The 24,654-nt window shown below is 62.7% G+C and carries 29 protein-coding genes; 12 read left to right on the forward strand and 17 right to left on the reverse strand.

The window, feature by feature from the left end; genetic code table 11:
- The first annotated feature begins 179 nt into the window (after nucleotides 1-179).
- Entirely contained in the window at nucleotides 180-2,081 is a 1,902-nt protein-coding gene (locus QTL95_RS08075; protein ID WP_289719467.1) for a DUF882 domain-containing protein, read from the forward strand.
- 150 nt (nucleotides 2,082-2,231) lie between these two features.
- A complete protein-coding gene (locus tag QTL95_RS08080) occupies nucleotides 2,232-3,338 on the forward strand; it encodes an HPP family protein (protein WP_289719468.1) in 1,107 nt (368 codons plus the stop codon).
- A gap of 60 nt (nucleotides 3,339-3,398) precedes the next feature.
- Here QTL95_RS08080 and QTL95_RS08085 read toward each other — a convergent pair whose 3' ends face one another.
- The 3 genes from QTL95_RS08085 to QTL95_RS08095 form a co-directional block, all read right to left on the reverse strand.
- A complete protein-coding gene (locus QTL95_RS08085) occupies nucleotides 3,399-3,662 on the reverse strand; it encodes a DUF2312 domain-containing protein (RefSeq protein ID WP_018899724.1) in 264 nt (87 codons plus the stop codon).
- Nucleotides 3,663-3,751: 89 nt separating this feature from the next.
- Nucleotides 3,752-4,057: a DUF1244 domain-containing protein gene (locus QTL95_RS08090; RefSeq protein WP_289719469.1), complete on the reverse strand. Its 306-nt coding sequence runs from the start codon at nucleotides 4,055-4,057 to the stop codon at nucleotides 3,752-3,754.
- A gap of 14 nt (nucleotides 4,058-4,071) precedes the next feature.
- Nucleotides 4,072-4,860, reverse strand: a complete 789-nt coding sequence (locus tag QTL95_RS08095; RefSeq protein WP_289719470.1) for an N-formylglutamate amidohydrolase — start codon at nucleotides 4,858-4,860, stop codon at nucleotides 4,072-4,074.
- Here QTL95_RS08095 and QTL95_RS08100 point away from each other — a divergent pair.
- The 3 genes from QTL95_RS08100 (at nucleotide 4,789) to pyk (ending at nucleotide 7,006) form a co-directional block, all read left to right on the forward strand.
- Nucleotides 4,789-5,016 carry a hypothetical protein gene (locus QTL95_RS08100; RefSeq protein ID WP_289719598.1) on the forward strand — a complete coding sequence of 76 codons (228 nt, stop codon included), beginning with the start codon at nucleotides 4,789-4,791 and terminating at the stop codon, nucleotides 5,014-5,016. The genes QTL95_RS08095 and QTL95_RS08100 overlap by 72 nt on opposite strands.
- Before the next feature lie 65 nt (nucleotides 5,017-5,081).
- Nucleotides 5,082-5,567: a DUF1036 domain-containing protein gene (locus tag QTL95_RS08105; protein ID WP_289719471.1), complete on the forward strand. Its 486-nt coding sequence runs from the start codon at nucleotides 5,082-5,084 to the stop codon at nucleotides 5,565-5,567.
- A complete protein-coding gene (gene pyk, locus QTL95_RS08110; RefSeq protein WP_289719472.1) occupies nucleotides 5,567-7,006 on the forward strand; it encodes a pyruvate kinase in 1,440 nt (479 codons plus the stop codon). The genes QTL95_RS08105 and pyk overlap by 1 nt, the downstream gene beginning before the upstream one ends.
- Before the next feature lie 85 nt (nucleotides 7,007-7,091).
- Here pyk and QTL95_RS08115 read toward each other — a convergent pair whose 3' ends face one another.
- Both QTL95_RS08115 and QTL95_RS08120 read right to left on the reverse strand, forming a co-directional pair.
- The gene (locus QTL95_RS08115; RefSeq protein ID WP_289719473.1) at nucleotides 7,092-7,640 is read right to left on the reverse strand and encodes a DUF4865 family protein; all 549 of its coding nucleotides are present in this window, start codon (nucleotides 7,638-7,640) and stop codon (nucleotides 7,092-7,094) included.
- Complete coding sequence (locus QTL95_RS08120) at nucleotides 7,637-8,056, reverse strand: tautomerase family protein (RefSeq protein ID WP_289719474.1); 420 nt, start codon at nucleotides 8,054-8,056, stop codon at nucleotides 7,637-7,639. Before QTL95_RS08120 ends, QTL95_RS08115 begins: the two co-directional genes overlap by 4 nt.
- A gap of 106 nt (nucleotides 8,057-8,162) precedes the next feature.
- Here QTL95_RS08120 and QTL95_RS08125 point away from each other — a divergent pair, with 106 nt between their 5' ends.
- Entirely contained in the window at nucleotides 8,163-9,092 is a 930-nt protein-coding gene (locus QTL95_RS08125; RefSeq protein WP_289719475.1) for a LysR substrate-binding domain-containing protein, read from the forward strand.
- Nucleotides 9,093-9,322: 230 nt separating this feature from the next.
- Nucleotides 9,323-10,141 (forward strand): phytanoyl-CoA dioxygenase, encoded by an 819-nt coding sequence (locus QTL95_RS08130; RefSeq protein WP_289719476.1) that lies wholly within the window; start codon nucleotides 9,323-9,325, stop codon nucleotides 10,139-10,141.
- Between the two features lie 328 nt (nucleotides 10,142-10,469).
- Here the strand turns inward: QTL95_RS08130 and QTL95_RS08135 are convergent, their stop codons facing one another.
- Both QTL95_RS08135 and QTL95_RS08140 read right to left on the reverse strand, forming a co-directional pair.
- Entirely contained in the window at nucleotides 10,470-11,441 is a 972-nt protein-coding gene (locus QTL95_RS08135) for a threonine ammonia-lyase (protein WP_289719477.1), read from the reverse strand.
- A gap of 71 nt (nucleotides 11,442-11,512) precedes the next feature.
- Complete coding sequence (locus QTL95_RS08140; RefSeq protein WP_289719478.1) at nucleotides 11,513-12,592, reverse strand: helix-turn-helix domain-containing protein; 1,080 nt, start codon at nucleotides 12,590-12,592, stop codon at nucleotides 11,513-11,515.
- 28 nt (nucleotides 12,593-12,620) lie between these two features.
- Between QTL95_RS08140 and QTL95_RS08145 the strand changes: the two genes are divergently transcribed.
- Both QTL95_RS08145 and QTL95_RS08150 read left to right on the forward strand, forming a co-directional pair.
- Entirely contained in the window at nucleotides 12,621-12,755 is a 135-nt protein-coding gene (locus QTL95_RS08145) for a hypothetical protein (RefSeq protein WP_289719479.1), read from the forward strand.
- Nucleotides 12,752-13,459 carry a hypothetical protein gene (locus QTL95_RS08150; RefSeq protein ID WP_289719480.1) on the forward strand — a complete coding sequence of 236 codons (708 nt, stop codon included), beginning with the start codon at nucleotides 12,752-12,754 and terminating at the stop codon, nucleotides 13,457-13,459. The genes QTL95_RS08145 and QTL95_RS08150 overlap by 4 nt, the downstream gene beginning before the upstream one ends.
- Before the next feature lie 17 nt (nucleotides 13,460-13,476).
- Here the strand turns inward: QTL95_RS08150 and ggt are convergent, their stop codons facing one another.
- The 7 genes from ggt to QTL95_RS08185 form a co-directional block, all read right to left on the reverse strand.
- On the reverse strand, nucleotides 13,477-15,222 hold the full coding sequence (gene ggt, locus QTL95_RS08155) for a gamma-glutamyltransferase (RefSeq protein ID WP_289719481.1): 1,746 nt from the start codon (nucleotides 15,220-15,222) through the stop codon (nucleotides 13,477-13,479).
- 72 nt (nucleotides 15,223-15,294) lie between these two features.
- Complete coding sequence (locus tag QTL95_RS08160; RefSeq protein ID WP_289719482.1) at nucleotides 15,295-16,377, reverse strand: alpha/beta fold hydrolase; 1,083 nt, start codon at nucleotides 16,375-16,377, stop codon at nucleotides 15,295-15,297.
- Nucleotides 16,378-16,458: 81 nt separating this feature from the next.
- Nucleotides 16,459-17,073, reverse strand: a complete 615-nt coding sequence (locus tag QTL95_RS08165) for a hypothetical protein (protein ID WP_289719483.1) — start codon at nucleotides 17,071-17,073, stop codon at nucleotides 16,459-16,461.
- Nucleotides 17,074-17,180: 107 nt separating this feature from the next.
- On the reverse strand, nucleotides 17,181-17,306 hold the full coding sequence (ykgO, locus tag QTL95_RS08170) for a type B 50S ribosomal protein L36 (RefSeq protein ID WP_003566454.1): 126 nt from the start codon (nucleotides 17,304-17,306) through the stop codon (nucleotides 17,181-17,183).
- A 159-nt stretch (nucleotides 17,307-17,465) separates the two neighbouring features.
- Nucleotides 17,466-18,542 (reverse strand): 5-(carboxyamino)imidazole ribonucleotide synthase, encoded by a 1,077-nt coding sequence (locus QTL95_RS08175; RefSeq protein ID WP_289719484.1) that lies wholly within the window; start codon nucleotides 18,540-18,542, stop codon nucleotides 17,466-17,468.
- On the reverse strand, nucleotides 18,539-19,033 hold the full coding sequence (purE, locus tag QTL95_RS08180; RefSeq protein WP_289719592.1) for a 5-(carboxyamino)imidazole ribonucleotide mutase: 495 nt from the start codon (nucleotides 19,031-19,033) through the stop codon (nucleotides 18,539-18,541). Before purE ends, QTL95_RS08175 begins: the two co-directional genes overlap by 4 nt.
- 17 nt (nucleotides 19,034-19,050) lie before the next feature.
- Nucleotides 19,051-19,254, reverse strand: coding sequence for a YdcH family protein (locus QTL95_RS08185; protein ID WP_037182749.1), 204 nt, complete (start codon nucleotides 19,252-19,254; stop codon nucleotides 19,051-19,053).
- Between the two features lie 229 nt (nucleotides 19,255-19,483).
- Here QTL95_RS08185 and QTL95_RS08190 point away from each other — a divergent pair, with 229 nt between their 5' ends.
- The gene (locus QTL95_RS08190; protein ID WP_037182747.1) at nucleotides 19,484-19,657 is read left to right on the forward strand and encodes a YdcH family protein; all 174 of its coding nucleotides are present in this window, start codon (nucleotides 19,484-19,486) and stop codon (nucleotides 19,655-19,657) included.
- A gap of 146 nt (nucleotides 19,658-19,803) precedes the next feature.
- Here the strand turns inward: QTL95_RS08190 and QTL95_RS08195 are convergent, their stop codons facing one another.
- Nucleotides 19,804-20,064: an ArsR/SmtB family transcription factor gene (locus QTL95_RS08195; protein ID WP_289719485.1), complete on the reverse strand. Its 261-nt coding sequence runs from the start codon at nucleotides 20,062-20,064 to the stop codon at nucleotides 19,804-19,806.
- 68 nt (nucleotides 20,065-20,132) lie between these two features.
- The gene (locus QTL95_RS08200; RefSeq protein WP_289719486.1) at nucleotides 20,133-20,897 is read right to left on the reverse strand and encodes a sulfite exporter TauE/SafE family protein; all 765 of its coding nucleotides are present in this window, start codon (nucleotides 20,895-20,897) and stop codon (nucleotides 20,133-20,135) included.
- Nucleotides 20,898-21,004: 107 nt separating this feature from the next.
- Here QTL95_RS08200 and QTL95_RS08205 point away from each other — a divergent pair, with 107 nt between their 5' ends.
- Both QTL95_RS08205 and QTL95_RS08210 read left to right on the forward strand, forming a co-directional pair.
- Nucleotides 21,005-21,658, forward strand: coding sequence for a thiamine phosphate synthase (locus tag QTL95_RS08205; RefSeq protein ID WP_289719487.1), 654 nt, complete (start codon nucleotides 21,005-21,007; stop codon nucleotides 21,656-21,658).
- Nucleotides 21,659-21,668: 10 nt separating this feature from the next.
- Complete coding sequence (locus QTL95_RS08210; RefSeq protein WP_289719488.1) at nucleotides 21,669-22,751, forward strand: tetratricopeptide repeat protein; 1,083 nt, start codon at nucleotides 21,669-21,671, stop codon at nucleotides 22,749-22,751.
- Nucleotides 22,752-22,754: 3 nt separating this feature from the next.
- On the opposite strand, the gene QTL95_RS08215 is transcribed toward QTL95_RS08210, so the two are convergent.
- Nucleotides 22,755-24,494 (reverse strand): chemotaxis protein, encoded by a 1,740-nt coding sequence (locus tag QTL95_RS08215; RefSeq protein WP_289719489.1) that lies wholly within the window; start codon nucleotides 24,492-24,494, stop codon nucleotides 22,755-22,757.
- Nucleotides 24,495-24,654 lie beyond the last annotated feature (160 nt).

Below are 24,654 nucleotides of genomic sequence, written 5' to 3' on the forward strand. Positions count from 1 at the left end.
TCTGCTAATTTAACAATCCGGCAATCATATTTTGTTACCAATCATAAACCACTTGTTAGTGGCCTGTTCACTATGTAAAGAAAAGGTTGATCATGTGTGGCATTTTTGCCATCGTGTGACCGCATTTAACGGCCAAGGGTCGAGTTGAGGGACCATCGGCTGTCTGACGGGGATTGAGTTTGCCGGATCTGAATTGGAATACGAAGCCTTCGCGCCCGACTTGGCGCAACAGGTGCGCAGACCTTTGCGGAAAGGTGGCAAGGACGGCTATGGCCGCCCTTCTCGCAGTTGCAGTTTCGTCCCCGGTGCTCGTCGGCTCCAGTACGCCGTCGCAGGCGGCGGGCGAAACGCGTAGTCTCAAGCTCTACTTCATCCATACCGGCGAAAAGGCCGTGATCACCTACAAGCGTAACGGCCGGTTCGACCCCAAGGGTCTCGAGCAGCTGAACCGCTTTCTTCGCGACTGGCGCAAGAACCAGCCGACGAAGATGGATCCGCGCCTGTTCGACCTGATCTGGGAAGTCTACCGCCAGAGCGGTTCCAAGGATTATATCAACGTCGTCTGCGGCTTCCGCTCGCCGGCCACGAATGCCATGCTCAAGGGCCGCTCGCGCAATTCCGGCGTCGCCGAGAAGAGCCAGCATATGCTCGGCAAGGCGATGGATTTCTTCATTCCTGATGTAAAACTGGCCACTTTGCGCGGAATCGGCATGAAAATGCAGGTCGGCGGCGTCGGTTTCTACCCGAAATCCGGTTCGCCCTTCGTGCACATGGATGTCGGCGGCGTTCGCGCCTGGCCACGGATGAGCCGCGACGAACTCGTGCGTCTTTTCCCGAATGGCAACACCATGCATATCCCGGCCGATGGCAAGCCGCTGCCGGGCTACGAGCAGGCCGTGGCCGATTACAAGCGCCGCGTCAGCTCCACCAATGTGCAGATGGCGAGCTCGGGCGCTTATACAGGCTCGTCGTCTTCGTCGCAGCAATCCGGCAAACCGAAGACATTGTTTGCAGCTCTCTTTGGTGGCGGTGCCGACGAGGAAGAGGATAGCTCGGAAGACAGCACGCCTGTCGCGGTCGCCAAGGCGTCTCCGCCGGCGGCTGCCTCGATGCCAAACGCAGCTAATCCCGCCGAGCAGGCTCCCGCCCAGCAGGCCGAGGTCGCAGCAGTATCCGCGCCGATCCCGCAGGTGCGGCCGGCGTTTGCGGGTCAGCAGGAAGCCGGCTCGGAAATGGCCAGCGCCCTTGTTCCTCCGCAGTCCGGAAATGCAGCGCAACAGGCCTTGGCTGATGCGACCCAGCAGGGTCAGCAGCAGTTTGCCGATCTCAGCGCCTACAGCGTTCCGGTTCCATCTCTGCTTGGCCCGCGCCGTTCTCCTGGCGATGCGGAAGTCGCCTCAGTCGATCCGGCTGCGGGGACGGGGATTCTCGCAGCGGTACCGACACCGGCTGAACGTCCGGCTCTCGCCGAAAAGCTTCTGGCAGCCGCCGATGCGGATCCGGAAGCGGGTGACGACGTAGCAGACCAGCAGACCACGCTTTCTGCGGCCTATGCCGATGCTCTTGATCGCCAGACGAACGGTCGCGACCTTCAGGTCGCATCTGCCCAGCAGCCGATGAGCGTCGAACAGGCTATCAACGCGGCAATGCCGCAAAAGGTTCCGGCCGAGAAGCCGCCGCTGCAAATGGCGGCCCTTGCCCCGGCAACGAAGTCGGCAAGCTTCGGCGATGCCTTCGACGCTCCGAAGCCCGCCGTCGAGGCAGGCGTTGCTCAAGGCCTGCCGGCCAAGGGTGGTCGCCCGACCAAGCAGGAAGCGGCCAGCGCCGATGCCAGCCGTGCGACGATCCGCACGGAGCCGAAGCTGACGCAGAAGATCATCTCGAAGTGGGCGCTCACCAATGCGCGGATGGAAATGGTGACCAAGCCGGTCAAGGCGCCGCGCTTTGTCAGCCAGACGCTCCGGGCACAGCCGACCTCGGTCTATGCCGACGGCTTCACGAAGACGGCGTCGATCGATCCCGGCCGGTTCAGCGGCAGCGCGGTGAACTTCATGGAAGTCCGCAAGTTCGAGGCGAACTGAAGCAGCCGATCTGAGAATTGAGAGAAGCCATCGGAGCGATCCGGTGGCTTTTATCTTGTTCGCGTGCGGTGTATCGGGATCACAGTCCGGCGATCGGTAGCGCCAACTCTCGACGAACATCTCCTTCAACAATTTATCGCGTGCTTCCTCATGTCAAACTCACCGATCCCGCCAAACCGCCGACATCTCCTGTTCTCGCCGATTCTTGCTGGCGCCACATTGCGTGAGAGGCTGTTTGCTTGCCTCGGGGCGCTTGTCGGTATTTCGCTGACGGGCATGATCTGCGGCTATCTGTTTGGCCAAGGCCCACACCTGCCGCTGATCGTGGCGCCGATGGGTGCCTCGGCGGTGCTGCTTTTCGCGGTGCCAGCCAGCCCGCTCGCGCAGCCATGGTCGATCATCGGCGGCAATACGATCTCGGCGATGATAGGCATTATCGCCTCGCACTTCATTCATGAGCCGATTTTCGCGATCGGGGTCGGCGTGTCGCTGGCGATCGGCACCATGTCGCTTGCCCGTTGCCTGCATCCGCCGGGTGGCGCCGCCGCGCTGACGGCCGTGCTCGGCGGGTCGGCGGTGGGAAGCTGGGGGCTGCTGTTTCCCTTGGTGCCAGTGGCGCTCAATTCCTGCATCCTGGTGGCGCTCGGCATCGTCTTCCACAAGCTCGGGCGGCGAAACTATCCGCATGTGGCGGCTGCGGCACCCGTCAATACGCACCAGACGATCGATCCGCCGTCTCTAACGCGCATCGGCTTTCGCGAGGAGGATGTCGATGCGGCGCTGGCAAGGTTCGAGGAGACCTTCGATATCGATCGCGGCGACCTGAGCCGGCTGTTGCGGCAGGTCGAGGTCGAGGTGGCGGTTCGCTCGCATGGAACGGTTACCTGCGCCGATATCATGTCGCGTGACGTGATATCGGTTGGCGAAGGCGCGACTGCGGAAGAGGCGCGGGCGCTGCTTCTCAAGCACAATGTTCGCACGCTGCCGGTCAAGAACCGCGACGGCCGGCTGGTCGGCGCCGTTGGCCTGCGCGAACTGGTGGGAGCCGATCTGCTTGCCGGCCACATCGCTGACGCCGTTACCGCAACTGCGGATGCGCCGGCCATCAGCCTGCTACCCGCTCTCACAGACGGGCGCACACATGCGGTCGTCATCGTCGATGCCGGCGGCCACGTGATCGGCCTCATCTCGCAGACCGATCTGCTCGGCGCCACGGCTCACATGCTGCCGGACGCGCCGGCACACAGCGCCGGCTGACCGTTCAAAAGAAAAAGCCGCCGATTGGCATCGACGGCTTTTTGCATGGATCATCGTCGATCAGGCTTCCGCCGGACCTTCAATCATGCCGAGGGCGGCGAGGTAAGTGTCGAGGATCGCTTCTTCCTCGAGGCGTTCCTGCTCGTCCTTCTTGCGGAGCGCGATCACCTTCTTGAGGATCTTGGTGTCGAAGCCGGTACCCTTGGCTTCGCCGTAGACGTCCTTGATATCGTCCGCGATGGTCTTCTTTTCTTCTTCCAACCGTTCAATGCGCTCGATGAAAGCGCGAAGCTGGTCGCGGGCAACGCCGTGGGCATCAGACATCGTGTTCTCCTGATAGGGGGTGAAAAAATCGGATGGCGTTGACTGCCGCGAAGCGGCGTCGGGGTCAAGCGCAATCGACAAGCCGGGGCTTATTTGTGCGGGTTGTTGCTTTCGAACGCGGCCTTCTGCTCGGCGGAAGCTTCCTTCTGGTGAAGGCTCTTCCACTCCTCGAAAGGCATGCCGTAGACGATCTCGCGCGACTGATCCTTCGAGATCTCGACGCCATTGGCTCCGGCCGCCTCGCGGTACCAGTTGGACAGGCAGTTGCGGCAGAAGCCGGCCAGATTCATCATGTCAATGTTCTGCACGTCGCTACGCTCGCGCAGATGCGCGACCAGACGACGAAAGGCGGCGGCTTCGAATTCGGTCTGTTGTTCCTTGGTGAGTGCGGTCATGTCGCTCTCCTTTATCAATAGGGGCCGGTGCGCGACGGATGCACCTGGTATCGATGCAGCGCCGGATCGGCGTTCATGGTTGCGAAGATCGGCGCCAGCCGATCCGCCCAAGCGGCGATACCGGCCTCCTCGGAGATCAGGTCCTGGCGTACCTCTAGCAGCGCGTGCGGAATACCCGTCAGCATGCAGTGGCGGTACATGGTATCGCCCTTCAGCGCGCCGTCGTAGGGCTCGTTGTCGCCAATGATGAGATCGGTATCGGCGCGTAGCAAGTCAAGCAGCGGCGTCACGGCGCGGTCGTCGCTATCCCACAGCACTGCCGCATGCCAGGGGCGCGGCACGCCCTTCCAGGCATGGGTGAACGAATGCAACGACAGCACCAGCGGCGCCTTGCCGGTGGCGTTTTCCACTGCCGAGATCGTCTCGTTGACGGCATTGTGATAGGGGCGGTGGAAGGTTTCGATGCGGTGGTTCCACTCATCCTCTGTGATCGGATGATTGCCCGGGATGATGGCGCCGTCGGAAATCTTCATGATCAGCGTCGGGTCGTCTTCGCCGCGGTTAGGGTCGATCAGCAACCTTGAAAAGCCGCCGAGAACGGCGGGAACGCCAAGCCTTTCCGACAGCGACCGCACCAGCCCCTCGATGCCGATATCATAGGCGATATGGCGACTGAAGGCGCTCTCCGGCAGGCCAAGATTGCCGTAGTTCTCGGGGAGGCGGTTCATGGCGTGATCGCCAAGAAGCACCATGCCGCTGTCATGATTTCCGCTTATAATTTCGAAGGAATTGAAGGCGCTCATGCGGGAAAATGCCGTTTCATGATTTCAAGCATGTTCCTGATCGCACGGGCAAAGGAGAGGTTCAAGCAGGGCCTGGCAACAATCATCGGACAATCGGTCGGCTATCACCGCGGCAATGCCGCCACGGCCCGGGCAATCGACGATATAATCGATTAGCATTGCGTTGACTTTCGCCGGGAGGCAGCGCAAGAAAGGCACCATCACGAATAACCGGGAGCCGAATGGAAGTCGTGTTGATCCAGACCGCGCCAAGTTTCCTTACGCGTTCCGGGCCGTTTGCCCGTTTTGCTCTTTTTGTTCTGGCGGCGTTCTCGCCGTTTTTCATCGCCGATGTGGCCCGCGCCGATTTTCGTGTCTGCAACGGAACGCAGAATCTGGTGGGTGTGGCGATCGGTTATCGCGCCAAGGATGGCTGGATAACGGAAGGCTGGTGGCAGGTCCCGGCAACGACCTGCGCGACGTTGATCGAGGGGGAGCTGCAGTCGCGCTATTACTATCTCTACGCCGAAGACGCTGCCCGGGGAGGTCGATGGACGGGCGACGTGCAGATGTGCGTAGCGGAAAACGAGTTCAAGATCACGGGGGTCAATGATTGCTACGCCCGTGGCTATCAGAAGATGGGGTTCAAGGAATATGACACGGGCCGCCAGGGCAGCTGGATGGTCCAACTTTCCGATACTCCAGGTACGCAAGAAAGCCCGAATTGATGAAGCGTAATCGCAAAGTAAAAATCCTCGCAACGCTCGGACCCGCCTCGTCCGAGGAATCGATGATCGAAAAGCTGCACCAGGCCGGTGCGGACGTTTTCCGTATCAACATGAGCCATGCGAGCCATGACGTCATGCGCAGCCTGATCCAGCGCATCCGCGCGGTCGAGGCACGCTCCGGCCGCCCGATCGGCATTCTCGCCGATCTTCAGGGACCGAAGCTGCGCGTCGGCAAGTTCGCCGACACCAAGGTCGAGCTGAAGCCGGGCCAGACCTTTACGCTCGACAACAACGATGCGCCTGGTGATGCGACCCGCGTCTACCTGCCGCATCCGGAAATTCTGGAATCCGTTCAGCCGGGCCATCGCCTGCTGATCGACGACGGCAAGCTGGCGCTGCGCGCTGAAAAGTGCGACGGCAAGAGCATCGTCACGACCGTCATCTCGGGCACGAAGATCTCCGACCGCAAGGGCGTCAGCCTTCCAGACACGCTGCTGACCGTCGGCGTTCTCACCGACAAGGACCGCACCGACCTTGACGCCGTTCTGGCGACTGACGATGTCGACTGGGTGGCGCTGTCCTTTGTCCAGCGCCCGGAAGATCTCGCCGAAGTCCGCAAGATCGCCAAGGGCCGCGTCGGCATCATGTCGAAGATCGAGAAGCCGCAGGCGATCGAGCGCATCGAGGAGATCATCGAGCTTTCCGACGCGCTCATGGTCGCTCGTGGCGACCTCGGCGTTGAAATGCCGCTCGAATCCGTGCCGGGCATCCAGAAGCAACTCATTCGCGCCTGCCGCCGTTCGGGCAAGCCGGTCGTCGTTGCCACGCAGATGCTGGAATCGATGATTACCGCGCCGGTTCCGACCCGCGCCGAAGTCTCCGACGTCGCGACCGCCGTCTTCGAAGGTGCCGATGCCGTCATGCTGTCGGCCGAATCCGCATCGGGCGACTATCCGGTTGAATCCGTCGCTACCATGGCATCGATCGCCAGCGCCATCGAGCGCGAGCCGCACTATCCTGGTATCATCTACGCGCAGCGCGCCCAGCCGGAAGCAACCGGCGCCGACGCGATTTCGCTGGCTGCTCGCCAGATTGCCGAAACGCTGAAGCTGTCGGCCATCGTCTGTTACACGTCTTCGGGCACGACGGGCCTTCGCGCTTCGCGCGAGCGTCCGCAGGTTCCGATCCTGGCGCTTTCGCCGGTCATCCAGACGGCCCGCCGCCTGGCGATCGTCTGGGGCCTGCACTGCGTGGTCACCCATGACGCGACCGACCTCGACGATATGGTCAACCGCGCCTGCCGCATCGTCGCCGACGAGGGTTTCGGCAAGCCGGGCGACCGCATCATCATCTCGGCCGGCGTGCCGCTCGGCACCCCCGGCGCCACCAACATGATCCGCATCGCCTATATCGGCTCGGACGGCCAGAGCGGGATCTGATCCCTGTTGTCTGAATAGACAAGACCCGCCGCCTGACGAGGGCGGCGGGTTTTTTGTTGTCTTGCGAGGCAGTCTGTTTCGCCGATCAGGGCAGGGAGACGTGACCAACGCTGTAAGTCTCTGCCGACGTGATCGACGGCACGTCCGAGTGCAGCGCGAAACGCACCATCGTCCAGCCATAGGGATCGAAGGCGGCGACGGAGGCAAACATATCGGGCTCTGCCAATCGTTCACGGGCGCGGGCTGTTTCTTTCTCGCGCACGGCTGCGAGCGAGACGTGTGTGTCCAGCGCCAGGACTTCGCGCGTGGCGAAGCGCGCCTTCGCGACATCCGGGGCCACATCGCCGTACCAGACGATCCAGGTCGCCACCTTGGGCCGGCCGAAGGCTCGGCTTACGGCCTCGAAGCCGGGGCCGCAAAGGAAATCGCTGGCCCCTTCAGCATGTCGCCAGAGATAGAACGGCGCGTAGAGATTGTCGGTCGCGCCGAGTTCGTCCTTGCGCGCGGTGAGATAGGCCTTGAAGCCGAGGTTGGGGAAGCGATCGAGCATCGGGCCCTTGTCGCGGATGCGGCGATCGATGATCGCCATGTCGTAATCGGCGGGCAGGGTGAAGCTGTATTGCATGGCGATCATGGCGCGGTCTCCATAGTGCGCGCCTCCCAACCGGGCTCCAGCATCTGCTGCCCGCCATTGCCGAACGACCATTCGTCCGGTGCGGTGGTATTGACTACGATCATAACATCCTCCGGCCGCAGCCTCGGCGACTGGCCGAGCAGCTCGACCGCGCGCTTGAAGAAGGCCGTGCGCGTCTCCGGTAGGCGCGGCTTGCCGGCGGTGATCGCGATCAGCACGAAATCGTCGGAGCGTGGGCCGGCAAGATAGTTGCGGTCGAAGATCAGTTCGCCCCGATCGTGCTGGTGGATGATGTGAAAGCGATCGGCCGGCGGCACGTTGAACGTCTCCACCATGGCGCGGTGGATGCTCTCGGAAAGGGCCGCGATGTAGTCTGGCGACTTGCCTTGCAGAAGCGAGATACGAACGAAGGGCATGTGTGCCTCCTTTCCCTTGATGTTGACAGGGAGAGGATCGCACGGCACGATAATACCGAAAATCAGAATATAACGGATCGTCGATCCTGAAAATGTGGACTATGCGATGCGCCGAACGATCTTCGATCTCGATGTTCTCAGAACCTTCGTGACCGGGATGGAGCTCGGCAATTTTGCACGCGCCGCCGACAGGCTGGGGCGCTCGACCTCGGCTGTGAGCGCGCAGCTGAAGAAGCTGGAGGAGCAGGCGGGCACGCCGATCTTCCGCAAATCCGGCCGCGGGCTGGCGCTGACCGATGCCGGCGAAACCATGCTTGGCTACGCAAGACGCCTGCTGGACCTGAACGACGAGGCGGCAGCCGCGGTGAATAGCGTCGAGCTGGAAGGCTGGGTGCGGCTTGGCCTGCAGGAAGATTTCGGCGAGACGCTGCTGCCGGATGTGCTCGGCCGTTTCGCGCGGGCGCATCCGAAGGTGCGGATCGAGGCGCGGGTGGTGCGAAACGCAGAGCTGATCGAGCGGGTCACGGCGGGCAAGCTCGACCTGGCGCTTGCCTGGAGCGATGGCACGCTGACACCGCACTGCGACGGGATCGGCGAGGTACCGATGCGCTGGATCGGCTCGGCCTCCACGTCATTGTGGTGGGACCGGGCCAGCGGGGAACCGCTGCCGCTCGCGGCACTCGAGGCGCCCTGCCTGCTGCGTAGCGCCGCGACCAAGGCGATGGATGCTGCGGGCATTTCCTGGCGACTCGCCTTCGTCAGCCCCAGCCTCGGCGGTTTGTGGGCGGCGACGGCGGCGGGACTCGGCATTACCCTTCGCACGCCGATCGGCTTGCCCGCGAAGGTTCGGCCGCTGGCGCTGGGAGAGCTGGCGCTGCCTGAGTTGCCTGGGCTCGGCCTTGTCCTGCACCGCGCCGAAGCCGAGAGCGCGCCGGCGGTGGCAAGGCTGGCTGGGCTGGTGCGGCAGTCGGTTGCCGATTTGCTTGGCGAGGTTGCAAGGCCCGCTGCCGTCAGTGCGGTACGAATGGCGCGGTAAGGGTGCGGTTGACCCGTTGGCCGGCCACTGTTAGCCTTTGCCCATCATGATGACGCTCACGCTCAACATCGCTTCGGTCTTCTTCTTGAGTCGCTAAAGGCTCGGCCACCACTGTGGCCCTGAAGACGCGACCTCAGTCCGGCTCTTCGGCCGGCAGTAGCGCTTGACCGAAATCCGCTTCCTGTCAGACGAGCGACGCTCCGGGGAGGCGCAGATGGAGCAATTTTTCCATGACCGACAAAACCTATCCGCCTGTTCTCAGCGCGGCCGACATCGAGATGTTCATCGAAAACGGTTTTATCCGTATCGACAATGCCTTTCCACGCGAACTGGCAAAGCAGGCGCGCGATATCATGTGGCGTGACATTCCCTGCGACCGCGACGATCCCTCAACCTGGACCCATCCCGTCATCAGGCTTCCCGGCTATGGCGGCGGACCTTTTGCCGCGGCGGCCAACACGCCGGTGCTGCATCAGGCTTTCGACCAGCTGGTGGGCAAGGGGCGGTGGATGCGGCGCGACGGGCTCGGCAGCTTTCCGGTACGGTTTCCACATACCGATGATCCCGGGGATGCCGGATGGCATGTGGATTTGAGCTTCGCCGGGGAGACGGGGAATCCCGACGAGCGCAGCGATTTCTCGGCGTGGCGGGTGAATGTCATCTCGCGCGACCGGGCGTTGCTGATGCTCTTTCTGTTTTCCGATGTCGGCGAGGAGGATGCGCCGACGCGTATCCGGGTGGGATCGCACAAGGACATGGCGCGCTATCTGGCGCCGGCGGGCGAGGCGGGGCGGTCGCATATGTATCTGGAGCAGATGGGGGCGGAGCGGCCGCAGGCACTGGCGACGGGCGCGGCGGGTACGGTTTATCTCTGCCATCCGTTCCTGGTGCAGGCGGCGCAGATGCATCGCGGCAAGACCCCGCGCTTCATGGCGCAGCCGGCGCTCGGCTTGCGGCACTCGTTTGCGCTCGAGCGGGCGGATGGGGATTATTGCCCGGTGGAGGTGGCGATACGGCGGGGGCTTGCGGAGGGGGAGGAAGCCGGTTGATCGGGTGTAATTTCGGGCTTGGTGAGGTGCCGTTCGTTTCGGCTCGGCGGGTGAGTTCGCCGCAGGCTCATTGGGCGGGATACCCCCTCTGGCTTGCCGGCCATATTCCCCACAGGTGGGGAGATTGGCTGGGCTTGCCCGTTCGCTCCACGCTCATTGTTTGGCGCAAAGCTCACTACGAGTCGATCTTCCCCCTTTGTGGGGAGATGCCCGGCAGGGCAGAGGGGATAATACGCCCACAGAGACCTCGGTCTTGAAGACAGGTATCGCACGCGCCGACCTCTCGGTCTCGTAGCTACATCCCGCAGCCAACCTCTGGTCCGCGATCCTACCCCTGCGCCAGCGCCCGGCCAAACATCTCGGCATCGACATTGCCGCCCGAGGTCACAACAATCGCGGCATCTTCCTGCAACTGCTCTCCATGAAACAGCGCTGCGGCCAGCGCCACGGCGCCGCCCGGTTCAACGACGATCTTCAGGCGGGTGAAGGCCAGCGCCATGGCGCGCAGCGCTTCCTCGTCGGTGACGACGATGCCCGGGCCGGCGAGGCGCTTGAGGATCGGGAAGGTAATGTTGCCGGGCTGTGGCGTGATGATGGCGTCGCAGATCGAGCCGGACAAGGTAGCGTTGTGCTCAATCTTTCCCGAGGCCAAGGAGCGGGTCGTGTCGTCGAAGCCTTCGGGCTCGCAGGGGCGGACGCGGAAGTCCGGCGTGCTGGCTTCCAGCGCCAGCGCGATGCCCGAGGTCAGGCCGCCGCCGCCGCAGGGAACCAGCACTTCGGCCGATGTGACGCCTTCCTCTTCCGCCTGCTCGGCGATCTCCAGACCGGTCGTGCCCTGGCCGGCGATCACCTGCGGTTCGTCGAAGGGCTTGATCAGCGTCAGCCGGCGCTCTTCGGACAGACGTGCGCCGATCGCGTCGCGGTCTTCGGTGGCGCGGTCGTAGAGCACGACCTCGGCGCCGAGCGCACGGGTGTTTGATATCTTCAGCTTCGGGGCGTCCGACGGCATGATGATGACCGAGGGGACGCCGTGCAGCTTAGCGGCCAGCGCCACGCCTTGCGCGTGGTTGCCGGAAGAGAAGGCAATAACGCCGCGTTCCAGCACTGCAGGCTCCAGCGCGGAGACGGCGGACCAGCCGCCGCGGAACTTGAAGGAGCCGGTGTGCTGCAGGCATTCGGCCTTGATGAACAGGCGGCGGCCGGCAATCTCGTCGAGGAAAGGGGAGGAGAGGAGCGGCGTGCGGCGGGCATGTCCGCGCAGGCGGGCGCGGGCGGCGACGATCATTTCAATGCTGACCATGGAAGCTCTTTTCGAATGACAATGCCCAATATGAATAGGATGCCGACTATGCGTTGTGAACGGCTGCTTTGTCACCGTGACACGAAAAGCGCCGTCTTCGGGACAGGCTCCATCGCGGCAGGGCGGATCTGGTTGCGGCGGCGATACTCGGTCGGACTGATCCCCGTCACACGCAGGAATTCGCGGTTGAAATTCGACTTGCTGATGAAGCCGCAATCGAACATCAGCCGGGTGACGGGTTCGTCGGTGCCGGTCAGCAGATCGCAGGCTTCGCGGATGCGGAAGTCGTTGACATATTGCGAGACGCTCATGCCGTGCACGCGGTTGACCGATATCGAAACGCGGCGTGCGGGCAAGTTCATCCTGCGGGCGATGCGGCCGAGATTGAGCTCGGGTTCGCGGTAGAGCTCACGCGAGCGCATGAGGTCATCAAGCGACCGGGCGATGGCGTTGTCTTCTTCCGATGGACCCATCACCGCGGCCGGACCCGGCGGCTCAGGCGCCGGGGCCGGTGCCACGGATTGGCTGCTGCTGGCGACCGCCGCCGCCGTGCCGAGCGCCAGCAGCGAAATGACATTGCCGACCGCGACCACGGCGCCGGCATGGGCGCCGCCGGTTCGGTAGAAGTCGAAGCTGATGACGATATCGGCGGCAGCGGAGGCGATGAGCGCGAAGCCGGTGATCAGCAGCGAGCGATAGGACAGCAGCGCGCCGTCGAGCCGTGAGGAGACGAGCCCGTCAGGCCCGAAGCGGGCGAGCCAGAAGAGAGCGATGCCATAGGCGGCGAAGGTGATGGTGATGACGGCGCCGACCGGTTCGCGCCAGAAGGTCATCAGGACGATCACTAGAAGCGCGGGCAGCAGATGTGGCCAGAGCCGGAGCCACGAGGCCGGGGTCTCGCGCGCGAGATTGCTGAAGCCGATCCAGGCGAAGGCGGCAATCAGCGTGGCAAGCACCGCTTGCCCGGGAACGAGCGCAATGACGTCATAGCCCCAGCGCAGTCCGATGAGAACGGATTGCAGCGCATAGAGCAGCGCCAGGATCAGGAAGGGACGCTTTTCCGGCGCGAGGCCGTCGCTCTGCCTCACCATCCGGACCAGCAGGATGGCAAGCAGAAGCGTAACGACGAAGGGCAGCGGCACGAAGATCATGGGTCGGGTCCAGCAGCAGGCAAGAGATATGAGCACGACAATGACCTCGATCGCAATCGCGGGCGACCCGGATTGCGATCGAGGTCTCGATTTTGCGTGGCTCGAGACACCTTGGGTCAGCCGCTCGATGGGAGCGGTGTTCCACAAGGAGATGCACCCATGATGATCATCATAACCATTCCACTGCTGCTGATGACGCTGGTGGCGAGCTACGCCGACGGCTGGCGTGTAGGCGAAACCATCGATGTATCGGCGATCAGGTCTGTCGTCGTCACCGGCGATGCCAGTTCAGTCAGGATCAGCACCAATGCCGACGAGCCCTACCAGGCCGAGACACGGGGCCGGCGCGACGGCTGGTTCAGCCGCTGGTATTCGAGCTGGTTCTTCAGCGGTTGCGAGGACCAGAGCCAGATGCGGATCGACGGGACGACGCTTTCGATCGCGGTGGCTTCGACGCGCTGGTTCGATCTTTCCGATTGCTCGCCGGAGGTGAGAGCCAATATTCCGGCCGGTGGTTCCGTCGAAATCGAGCAGCAGGCTGTCATGGCGCGGTTCGACGGCGATTTCTCAAGGCTCGGGCTGTCGAGCAAGGCGGCTGATGTGACGCTTTCCGGCCATGCATCGACGGTCAAGATCGACAGCGCGGCGCTCCGGGCGCATCTGGTCTACGACAAGCTTAACGCCGACGAGACTATCGATTTGAAGGCGCATTCGGTGGACAGCTATCTCGACTTCGGCAAGCCGGTGCCGGTCGATTATACCGTCACGGCCAATGCATCACTGATCGACAGCGCCCGGCCGAGCGTCGCCGGCGCCAAGCCGCTGGTGACGATCAAGGCCGAATACGCCCGCACGACGATTAGATGATTGGGCCGATGACGGCCTCAGTAGCCGCCGGCCGAGCCCTCGGTCGCGCGGCTGTCCATGGCGCCGTTGTAGCGGGCGCCGCCGCCCTTTTCGATTGCCGAGAGGCTCTTGCCGCCCACGAGGATGCCGGCGGCCTGGCCCCAGACGGGCGGGCCGCTGCCGTCATCCATAGTGTGGCCCATGGCGATGAGGGCACGGATCGTGTCGGGCGAGAGTGCGTAGGGCTCGAAATAGATCTTGTCGGGCTGCCACTGGTGATGGATGCGCGGGGCGTTGACGGCCTGGCTGATGTCCATGCCGAAATCGACGACATTCAGAATGGCTTCCAGCGTAATCGTGATGATGCGCGAGCCACCGGGGCTGCCGATCACCATGAAGGGCTTGCCGTCCTTGGTGATGATGGTGGGGCTCATCGACGAGAGGGGGGTCTTCTTGGGCGCGATGGCGTTGGCTTCGCCCTGGACGAGGCCGTAGAGATTGGGAACGCCGGGCTTGGAGGTGAAGTCGTCCATTTCGTTGTTGAGGAGGATGCCGGTGCCGGGCGCGACGACGCCGGCGCCGAAGGAGCCGTTCAGCGTGTAGGTGACGGCGACCGCGTTACCCTCGTCGTCGATGATCGAGTAATGCGTGGTCTCGGTGCTTTCCTTGGCGCCGAGCGGCTTCAGGTCGGCAGAGGTGCCCGACTTGTTGATGTCGATCTTGGCGCGGATAGCCTTGGCGTAGTTCTGGTCGAGAAGGGTCTTGACCGGATTGTCGACGAAATCGGGGTCGCCGAGGGCGGCATTGCGGTCGACATAGGCGTAGCGCATGGCCTCGGTCATGAGGTGCACGGTCTCGGCCGAGCCGTAGCCGAGGAAGGAGAGCGGATAGCCTTCCAGGATGTTGAGGATCTCGCAGATGATGACGCCGCCGGAGGAGGGCGGGGGCGAGGAGATAATGTCGTAGCCGCGATAGCTGCATTCCACCGGCTTCAGTTCGCGCACCTGATATTGCTCGAAGTCCGCCTTGGCGAGAATGCCGCCCTTGTCTTGGCTGGCCTTGACGATCGCGTCCGCCGGCATGCCCTTGTAGAAGGCGTCGGTGCCTTTGTCCGATATGCTCTGGAGCACGCCTGCCAGTTCCGGCTGGACCAGCTTTTCGCCTGACGTAAAGAGCTTGCCGTCGGGCTTGAGGAAGATTTTGGCGGCCGCCTCGTCCTTGGCCAGCCGCTTGGCGCTGCCTTCGATCGAGGCGACATCGCCCTGTTCTAGCGTGAAGCCGTCCTTGGCGTAGCGAATGGCGGGGGCGATGAGATCCTGGCGCGACTTGCTGCCGTATTTCTCGCGTGCAGTCTCGAAGCCCATGACGGAACCCGGCACGCCGACGGCTAGGTAACCGTCGAGGCTGGCGCGAGGGACGATATCGCCCTTGGCGTCGAGATACATGGTCTTGGTGGCGGCAAGCGGCGCGCGTTCGCGGAAATCGAGGAAGGTGGTCTTCCCATCTTTCATGCGGATGGTCATGAAGCCGCCGCCGCCGATGTTGCCGGCTGTCGGATAGACGACGGCCAGCGCATAGCCGACGGCAACCGCTGCATCCACGGCGTTGCCGCCATTCTTCAGTACCTCGACGCCGACATCGGTCGCCAGATGCTGGGCGGTGACGACCATGCCGTGCTCGGCCTCGACGGGCGCGGGAGAGGCGGCAAGCGCTGTCGTGAGTGGCGCGAATGTCAGCGACAGGGCAGCCAGCAGGGCTGCGGATTTCATGTGAAGGCGGTCCATGATGTTCCCCTCGTTGGACGGCTATGGGGAAGATATGGGGTTGCAGGCGTGGCAGACAATGCGCGGCGTGCGCTAAGTGCTGCCCTGCAGGTCGGGCGCGGCGACGGGCCGGCGCGTCGGGGCTGGCTGCGCGGTGGTCTGCGATCTGGTTTCAGGCGCGGAGGATGCGGCCAGCCTTGCCTCGGCAATCCGCGCGCTGGCTTGTAGGTCGCGGTTCCGGCCCGAGATTTTCTCCAGCGCGGCGATGGCGACATCGGTCGCGAGGTAATCGGGCTTGTGGCCGACGCCCTTGATCTTGACCAGTTCGGAACCGGCGATGTCGCGGGCGAGGCCCTGCGAGTGCAGATGCTCCCAGACGATGTCGTCGCTGTCTCCCGTGATGATCACCGTGGGCGCGGATATGTTCACATAGAGATGCGACTGCGTCTTGAAGTAATCGAGCAGGCGCACGAAGTCGGCTGCGTTGTTGTGAAAGGTGGCGGGGCGCAGCACCAGCGAGGGGCCGGTTTTCATTATATAGTCGTTCGGCCGTGGGTTGGGACGGAAGACGTTGAGGGTGCCGCGCTCCAGGCGTCTGAGGCCCAGCGGCACGACGAGCGCGTGGTTGAATAGCCAGCCGATTACCGGCGCGGTGGAGACGTGATAGTACCAGTCAACACCGCCCGGCCATGGGTGTGTGGCGGGCGCGAGAAAGAGCAAGCCGGCTGTCTTTTCCGGGTGGCGAACACCGAAGGCGGCAGCGATGGCGCCGCCGAAGGAGTGGCCGACGATGATCGCCTTGTCGATGCCGCGCTTTTCCATCAGTGCGGCGATGGCGTCCGCCTGGCCTGAGGGCAGGGCGTTATCGGGCCCGCCGCGTTCGGAATAGCCGTGACCGGGCCGGTCGACGAAGAGCATTTCGGCGCGGCCGCGCAAGGGCTCCAGAAAAGCGCCGATCTGGTCGAGCAGGTTGCCGCTGGCGCCATGGATGAAGACGAGCGCTGGCAGGTCGGCGGTTTCGGGGCGTTCGATATGGACGGCGTTCATGCGGTAGCCGCCGATATCGGTCAACTCGCCGATATTCGGATAGGCCTGCTCGAACTGGCGAGCCTTATACGAGGAATAGCCGATCGCGGCGGCCAAAGGGGCGAGGAGGGTGGAAACGAGAGCAAGCATGGTTCAACCTGCGGCAGGACTGTGGTGCCATACGTTAGATTGGCCTTGGTGGTTCACCTTCAAGGACATGCGACGTTCAAGTCAGGTGCGGCTGCCGGCAAGCTTTTCGGAGAGGGTGTTCATCTGCTCCTGCGCGTTGCGGTTCGCCGGATAGACTTCCAGGAAGCGTTCCCAGGCTTTCAGCGCGGCCTGGTCGTTTCCGGTTTCGGTGAGGATCGCGGCCATGCCGGCGAGCGCGCCGAAATGGCGGGGCTCGATGTCGAGCACATGCTCGATATCGGACATTGCCTTGCGGTAGCTGTCGACGGTGTAGTTGAGGGTTGCCCGGCGGTTCCAGCTCTCGACGTAATCGGGCTTCAGCGCGATCGCCTGATCGATGAAGTCGAGTGCGGCGGGCGTGCGCTTCTCTTCCATGGCCTTGTCGGCCCACTGCATCAGAAGATTGACGGTGGCGCTGCCCGAATCGTTCCACTCGGCACGAATTTCGGCCGCGATGCCGCTTGCCTTGTCCGGATCACGCTCGCGCTTCAACTGCGCGAAGAGTTGGTCGATGTGCTGCTTCGGGGAGAGGTTCGCGTCGGGCTGCTCGACGAGCACGTCCTTTTCCGCGGCTGCGGCCGGAAGAGCGGAAGCGAGCAAAACGATGGAAAGCGGCAGTGCCGCGCAGGCCATAGCAAAAAAGCGCATGGCGGGCATAATAGCCCGCCATTGCAGAAGATCAAAGCAACTTTGTGCGATCACCCAGGTGATCCCGCGCGAAGGCTCAAAGACAGGTACCCTGCCGAGCCTTGCGCAACGCTCAATCAGCCCTGACGAGCCTTGAAGCGCGGGTTCAGCTTGTTGATGATGTAAATGCGGCCCTTGCGACGAACGAGGCGGTTGTCACGATGACGAGCCTTGAGCGACTTGAGCGAATTCTTGATCTTCATTGTTTTGATCCGCGTGTTTGGGGGAATTCACATTCGCCCTTATCTATTACATTCAAAAGCGCGCTCAGGGCGCGCTCTTAGGTTGGGCGTGCAGATAACCCGACGGCTTATCTGTGTCAACCACGTGAAGGTGTTTTTCCCGTGGCCGCGTGGCGTTTCTCAGGCGGAAACCTGTGGTTTTGCCGTCAATGTGGTGACATGGCCCATCTTCCGGCCAGGACGCGATTCGGTCTTGCCGTATAGGTGGACGAGCGTGTCGCGGCGTTTCAGCCAGTCGGGAAGGTCAAGGATGTCGTCGCCGATCAGATTCTGCATCACGCAGTCCGAATGGCGGTCGGCATTGCCGAGCGGCAGGCCTGATACGGCGCGGATGTGCTGCTCGAACTGCGAGATCACGCAGGCGGCTTCCGTCCAATGGCCGGAATTGTGGACGCGCGGCGCCATCTCGTTGGCGATCAGGCTGCCATCGGCCAGCACGAAGAACTCGATGCCGATGACGCCGACATAGCCGAGCGACGAAAGGATGGTCTCGGCGGCGGCGCGGGCGGCCTTGGCCGTAGCTTCGGATATCGAGGCCGGCACGGTCGACGTATGCAGGATGCCGTTGCGATGAACGTTTTCGGCCGGATCGAAGCAGGCGACGGTGCCGTCGGTGGCACGCGCGGCGATGATGGAGATCTCGCGCTCGAAGGGGATGAAGCTTTCGAGAATGAGCGGTACGCTTCCGAGCGCCTCATAGGCGCCGGCGGGGCTGTCGGCCTCGGAACGGAATACCTTCTGGCCCTTGCCGTCATAACCCATGCGACAGGTCTTCAGCACGCCCTGGCCGCCGAAGTCCTTCAGCGCGGCCTCGAGTTCGGCCTGGCTGTCGACGGAATGGAAGCGGGCGGTGGGGATGCCGCAGCCATTGATGAAGCGCTTCTCGACCAGACGATCCTGCGCGGCTTCGAGTGCCTTGGCGGGCGGATAAACTGGGACGCTCTTGGTCAGCGTTTCAGCGGCGGAAACGGGGACGTTCTCGAATTCGTAGGTGACGACGTCGCAGGCGTTTGCGAGCTCGGCAAGTGCCTTGGGGTCGTCATAGCTGGCCACGATCTGGCCGCTGGCCACCTGGGCGGCCGGGCAATCGGCCTGCGGCTCCAGGATAATGGTGCGGAAATTCAGGCGGGCGGCAGCCATGGCGAGCATGCGGCCGAGCTGGCCGCCACCGATGATGCCGATCGTTCTAACAGTCATAGGTCGTCCATCGGATATTCGGCGATCGATGCACTCTGGCGCTCGCGCCATTCGTCGAGGCGGTCGGCAATGTCATCGTCGGAAAGGGCCAGCACGGCTGCCGCCAGCAGTGCGGCGTTGATCGCGCCCGCCTTGCCGATCGCCAATGTACCGACGGGAATGCCGCCCGGCATCTGCACTATAGAGAGGAGGCTATCCTGCCCCGACATGGCCTTGGACTGCACCGGCACGCCGAAAACCGGCAGCGGTGTCATGGATGCCGTCATGCCCGGCAGGTGGGCGGCGCCGCCGGCGCCGGCGATGATGACCTTGAAGCCCTCGGCTCTCGCGCCCTTGGCGAAGTTGACCATGCGGTCGGGCGTGCGGTGCGCGGAGATGATGCGCGCGTCATAGGTGATCTCCAGCGCCTCCAGCGTATCGGCGGCGTTCTTCATGGTCTCCCAATCGGACTGGCTTCCCATGATGATGGCAACGGGCGGTCTGTCTGTCATCGTCATGACTGTTCCCCTCAGGCGATGATATCGGGAATGATCTGGTCCTCGAGCTTCGTCAGCTTATCCTTGATAACCAGCTTCTTCTTCTTCATGCGCTGCACGCGCAAAGCGTCGCAGCCGACGGCGATCATGGCGTTGATGGCGGCATCATAGTCTTCGTGTTCCTGACGAAGGCGTGCCACTACGAGCCTGACTTCCGCCTGTTCCTGATCGGGCATACGCATTCCCCATGATCGTCTACGGACATCGTCCGGACTGCCAATGATTTTTGCAAGCTCCTATCACCAAATAGCAGTAACGGCTAGCGGGCCGCGACCATGAATTTGACACTTAGTCTTCATGTTTTCGCCTTCGACAAGCCGTCAAAAATGTGTCACAGTCGAAAGGTTGACGCCTTGGATCTCCGGCGGTGTTGGCTGGAGAAAGGTAAGAGGAAGGAAGGGTCATATGACTGTTCAAGCTCATCTTGAATCACTCCAAAAGAAGCATGGTGCTCTTGAGGAGGAGCTCCATTCACTAATGGTTTCCCCCTCCAGAAACGAAGCGGAAGTTGCCGAGTGCAAGCGCAGAAAACTGCGCATCAAGGACGAGATTGAGCGTCTCAAATCGCCGATCCACTAACAGGACGAAGCGATTGCTGAGCATCGCCTTGCAGGATAAAACCCCAATTCATCAGTGATTTAGCAAGTCAGATGCTTGTTTGACAAAGAGATGCGCCGGCCGGACAAGGTGATCCGACCGGCGCATTTTCTTTTTGTCCGTACCTGTCAGGCCCAGAACTGGTCGAGCCAGAGATTGAGCTTGTCGAAGCCGCGATTGTTGACCGTGTAGATGCGTTTCGTGCCTTCGGCGGTCACGGAAACGAGGTTGCAATCGAGGAGCGCCTTGAGGTGCTGGGAGACTGCCGGGCGGCTGATCGGAAGACCCTCCGCGAGTTCGTTGACCGTCCTCGGCGAGCGCCGCAATTCCTCCAGCAGGAAGCGCCGGTGCGGGTCTGCTATCGCTGTGAAGGGATCGGCGATCGACATGAGGAAAAGCTACGTCAATTGGTGAAGTCCGGCAAGGAAATTGTGCAGCGCAATGCGAGCCGGACCCCTCAGTATCCCAAGCCCTCTCGGGTGATCAGCGTGGCGGCAATCAGCGCCATTGCGTACATGAACGGATAGAAGATGGCAGGCTTCATGCGCTTGACGCACCAAGCGCCGGCAAATGTGGCGAGCGGCGCGAAGGGCAGGAGCGTGGCGGAGGCGGCAAGGTTCTTCGTGTCGAGCTGGCCGAGCGCAAAATAGGGGATCAGCTTCACGGCATTGAGGATGGCGAAGAAGCGAACGCTGGTGCCGATATATTCGCGTGGCGGCAATTTCAGCGGCAAAGCGTAAATCTGGAACGGCGCGCCGCCGGCATGGGCGACGAAGCTGCCGTAGCCGGAGAAGGTGCCCCAGAGCGTTGCCAGTAAGGGCCGCTGCCCGTGCGGCGGCACGACCTTGCCGGCATTCGGGCCGAAGTTGTTCCAGAAGTAGCGAAGGCAGAAGAGGATGGTGACGAGGCCGATGACGACCCGGAGCACATTGCCGGGAACGAGCGCCGAGGTCGCCCAGCCAAGTGCAATGCCGAAGAGGGCACCGGGCAGCATGATCTTCAGCGTCGTCCAATCGCCGTGCTTCCGCCAGATGACGAGCGAGATCATGTCCATGAAGACGAGGATCGGCAGGAGAATGGCGGCGGCCTGCACAGGCGACACGACAAGAGCCAGAAAAGGCAGCCCGATCAACGACAAGGCGTCGCCCATGCCGCCCTTCGCGAGGCCGACCAGAATGACGGCGGGAATCGCGGCGTAGTAAAATGACACGTCCATCGGCATGCTTTTGAAGTCCTCCCCTTGCCAGCCCCGTCTAACGGAATTACTCACACAAGACGAGTGCGGACAGGCCCGACGACGGCGTAATCCGCTGAAAATGGAAAGAGTTCATGACCGAACAGCAAAACCGCTGCCGCCTGGTTCTTATCGCGCCAGATATCGCCGATGCCGACGAACAGGCGAAAATCGTCGCGGACGCGTTGAAGGGCGGCGATGTCGCGTCGGTCATCGTGCCGCAATACGGGCTGAACGACGGCGAGTTCCAGAAGCACGCCGAGAAGCTGGTTCCCATTATCCAGAAGGCCGATGCGGCGGCGCTGCTTGCCGGCGACAGCCGTGTCGTCGGTCGTGCCAAGGCTGACGGCCTGCATCTGACCGGCCCGGCGTCGGAGATCTCCGAGGCGATCGACAAGTATGCCGACAAGCTGATCATCGGCGGCGGCAATGCGGCCGATCGCCATCATGCACTGGAGATCGGCGAGGAGCGGCCGGATTATATCTTCTTCGGCAAGCTCGACGGAGACATCAAGCCGGAAGCGCATCCGAAGAACCTCGCTTTGGCCGAATGGTGGGCGTCGATGATCGAAATTCCCTGTATCGTCATGGGTGGCCAGGATCCCGTGTCGGCGCTTGCGGTTGCGGAAACCGGCGCAGAATTCGTGGCCCTGCATCTGGCGGTCTTCGGCGAGCCCGGTCGCGCGCCACTCGTCGTCTCCGAAGTCAACGCACTTTTGGACGAAAAAGCGCCACGGTTTGAGGATTGATATCGCGCTCATGCCGATCATGATCCGCCATTCGCGTCGTTGCGCCATCGTCCTCTCCGCCCTTCTGGCGGCGTCCAGCCATGTGGCTTTCGCGCAGACGGTGGACAATGTGGTGACGCGGCCGTTGACCGGTGCGCCGGATTCCTTGAAGTCGGCGCGTCCGCAAGCGGATAAGATCACCCCCTCGACCGGCGTCGGCGTTTTCGACCGCATGGGTGCCAAGCTGCCCGATCTGCCGCCGGAGAAGGACTATAAAGGCCCTGTCGACGATGCCTATGGCGCTTACCAGCGCGGCTATTATCTGACGGCGATGGAAAAGGCGCTGCCGCGCGCGCAGCTCGGCGATCCGGCGGCGCAGACGCTGGTGGCGGAATTGCTGGCGAGCGGGCTCGGCGTGCATCGCGACATGAAGAACGCTGCGTTCTGGTACGGCAAGGCCGCTGAAGGCGGCGATGCGGCGGCGATGTTCAAATACGCCATGCTTCTCATGGAAGGTCGCGTGGTGGAGCGCGACAAGGCCAAGGCCGACGACTACATGCACAAGGCCGCCGACGCGGGAAATCCTTCGGCGCAGTTCAATTGGGGCCAGATCCTGACTGCCGACAACAGCGGCCAGAAGGGCCTGTTGCTGGCGTTGCCATATTATGAGAAGTCGGCCGAGCAGGGGATCGCGGACGCGCAGTACGCGGTCGCGCAGATTTATTCGGCGGTGCCCGACCTGCCGCCCGAAAAGAAGCAGCTCGCGCGCGAATGGATGGCGCGTGCCGCACATGCGGGCTTCGACACCGCGCAGGTCGATCTCGGCGTCTGGTTCGTCAACGGAACCAACGGAAACCGCGATTTCGTCAAGGGTTTCCAATGGCTTCGGCTGGCAGCCAACCGCGGAAACGTGGTGGCGCAGAACAAGCTGGCGCATCTCTACATCAATGCGCTCGGTACCAAACCGGATCCGGTCGAGGCCGCGAAATGGTATGTTCTCTCGCGCCGGGCCGGTCTGCCCGACCCCGCGCTCGAGGACTTCTATCTCGGTATCGAGGATGACCAGCAGAAGGCGGCCATCGCGGCCGCCAACAAGTTCCGCAGGCTTCAGTAGCTTTTAAAAAAGCGCGTCGGCGAAGAGGTCTTCGTCGTCGGCCGCCTGGACGGTTTCCACGACAGCTGGAGCCGAGGCTTCGTCGTTCGCCGGCACGATGTTGCGGTGAACCGTTCTTTCCTGCGCCATGGTGTAGAGCTTGAAGATCTTGCGGTCGAGCGGAGCAATGGCTTCGGCGAGATCCGAGATATCGGCGATCTCCGCGCCTGCCAAGGTCTCCAGCATATCGGCGGAGCGGGCAAGCACGTCGCCGAGGTCGCGCTGGAAGTCGAGCTTGCCGATCAGCAGATTGATCTTGCTGGCGACTTCGCGGCCGTGTTCGGAGAGAACCTTGAGTTCGTCTTCCATCGTGTCCGCCGCGGAGCGAATGTTGGCAACGGCCGAGGTCAGGTTTTCGCCGAGACCACCGCCCTGTCCGGCAGCCGTTGCAGGTGCGAGGTTGCCGGCTGCGGCTTCGAGCGCGGGCAAGCCGGTGACGAGGGCGTCCGCCGATTCATCCAGCTTTCCGGCGAAGATGCGCAGTTCGGCGGTGACGACGTTGATCGACTTGCCTGCTTCGCCGAGACGGCTGCAACGCAAGTTGGTGTTCAGCGCCATGTAGTGGATGTCGGTCTTGACCGCGCGGATGTTGTCGATCGCCTGCATGAGCTGGGATGCGGTGTGGAGCGTCGAGCGGCTGACCTGATCGGCCTGCCGGGTGGCGGTATCCACCTGCTTGACGATCTCGTGCGCGGCCGAAACGCTGGACTCCAGATCGCGCATGAAGTTGCCCTGGCCGCCGCCGCTCATCTGGTCGCGCAGACGCAGGATTTCCTGCGTGTCCTGGCCGAAGCTGGCGATGGTATCGACAACGCTGCGGGAGTCGCGCTGGAAATCCAGGCACATCTCGTTCATCTGCGCCGCCGTAAGATGGTGAATTACGTTTTCCAGGCGGGAACGGGCGTCGGCATCGAGCTTGCGGCCGTCTTCACTGGCAAGGAATTCATCGAGAAGCGAAAAGGTACTCTGGACGTGCTCGATACGCTGGCGGGTGATGTCGCCGATCTGCAGCGCCGATAGCGTCGAGGCGACCTTGCTCTGGATGCCGCGGGCGACCGCGGAGACGTCGCGGGCGATGGCGGAAAGGTTCTGGCGATGGGCGGCGATCTTGCGGGCGTCGTCGTTCAGCGCGCCGGCAACGGCCGGCACGGTCTCGCCATAGCTCTTGGCCGCGTTGGCGCCGAAGGCGAGCGCGAGCTTCACTTCCTTCTCGAGCCGATCGATATGCTCCGCGAAGCCGTTCACTTCTGACGTTCCCGAGGAGATGCGCTCGAGAATCTCCTGCGCGAAGCCGGCGAACTCTGCGATGCCGGCGCCGGTGATCTTTACGGTCACAGCGAAGGTGCGCAGATAGCGCATCGTTTCCTGCATGTCGGCGACGTGCTTCTTCAGTGCGCTGCCGTTCTGTGAGAGCGCGGTGAGGGCCTCCTGGCGGGCCTTTTCGGAGATCGGCAGGTCTGTCAGGCTCTGCACGGTCAAGCGCAGGTCGGCACCCGTATCCGTTGCGTCGCCATTGTCGAGAGCCTTCGTGATGTTATCGAGTGAACTCAACAATCGGTTGAGCACGTCCATGGATGAGAGCAGAACCGTGCCGCCCTCGAGGAAGCGCTCCTCCACCTGGCTGCGGGCTGATTCCAGCGTCTCGCTGATGCCCGAACTCGAAGCCCGAAATGCTGACTGTGCCGATGCCGCCCCGTTTTTCACGTTATTTCCTTTACTTGTAACACTGGCAATTTTGACCGCATTTTTAGGGGTGGGATGGAAACAGCGGGTAAACGCGCCAGACTCGTCTGCGTTGTGATTAACGGAGCATGAAAGAAATGCTCCCACACCGCGAACAGGCTCTCTGATTCATAGTTAAATT

The organism is Rhizobium sp. S152 (assembly GCF_030380735.1).
GTDB lineage: Bacteria > Pseudomonadota > Alphaproteobacteria > Rhizobiales > Rhizobiaceae > Rhizobium.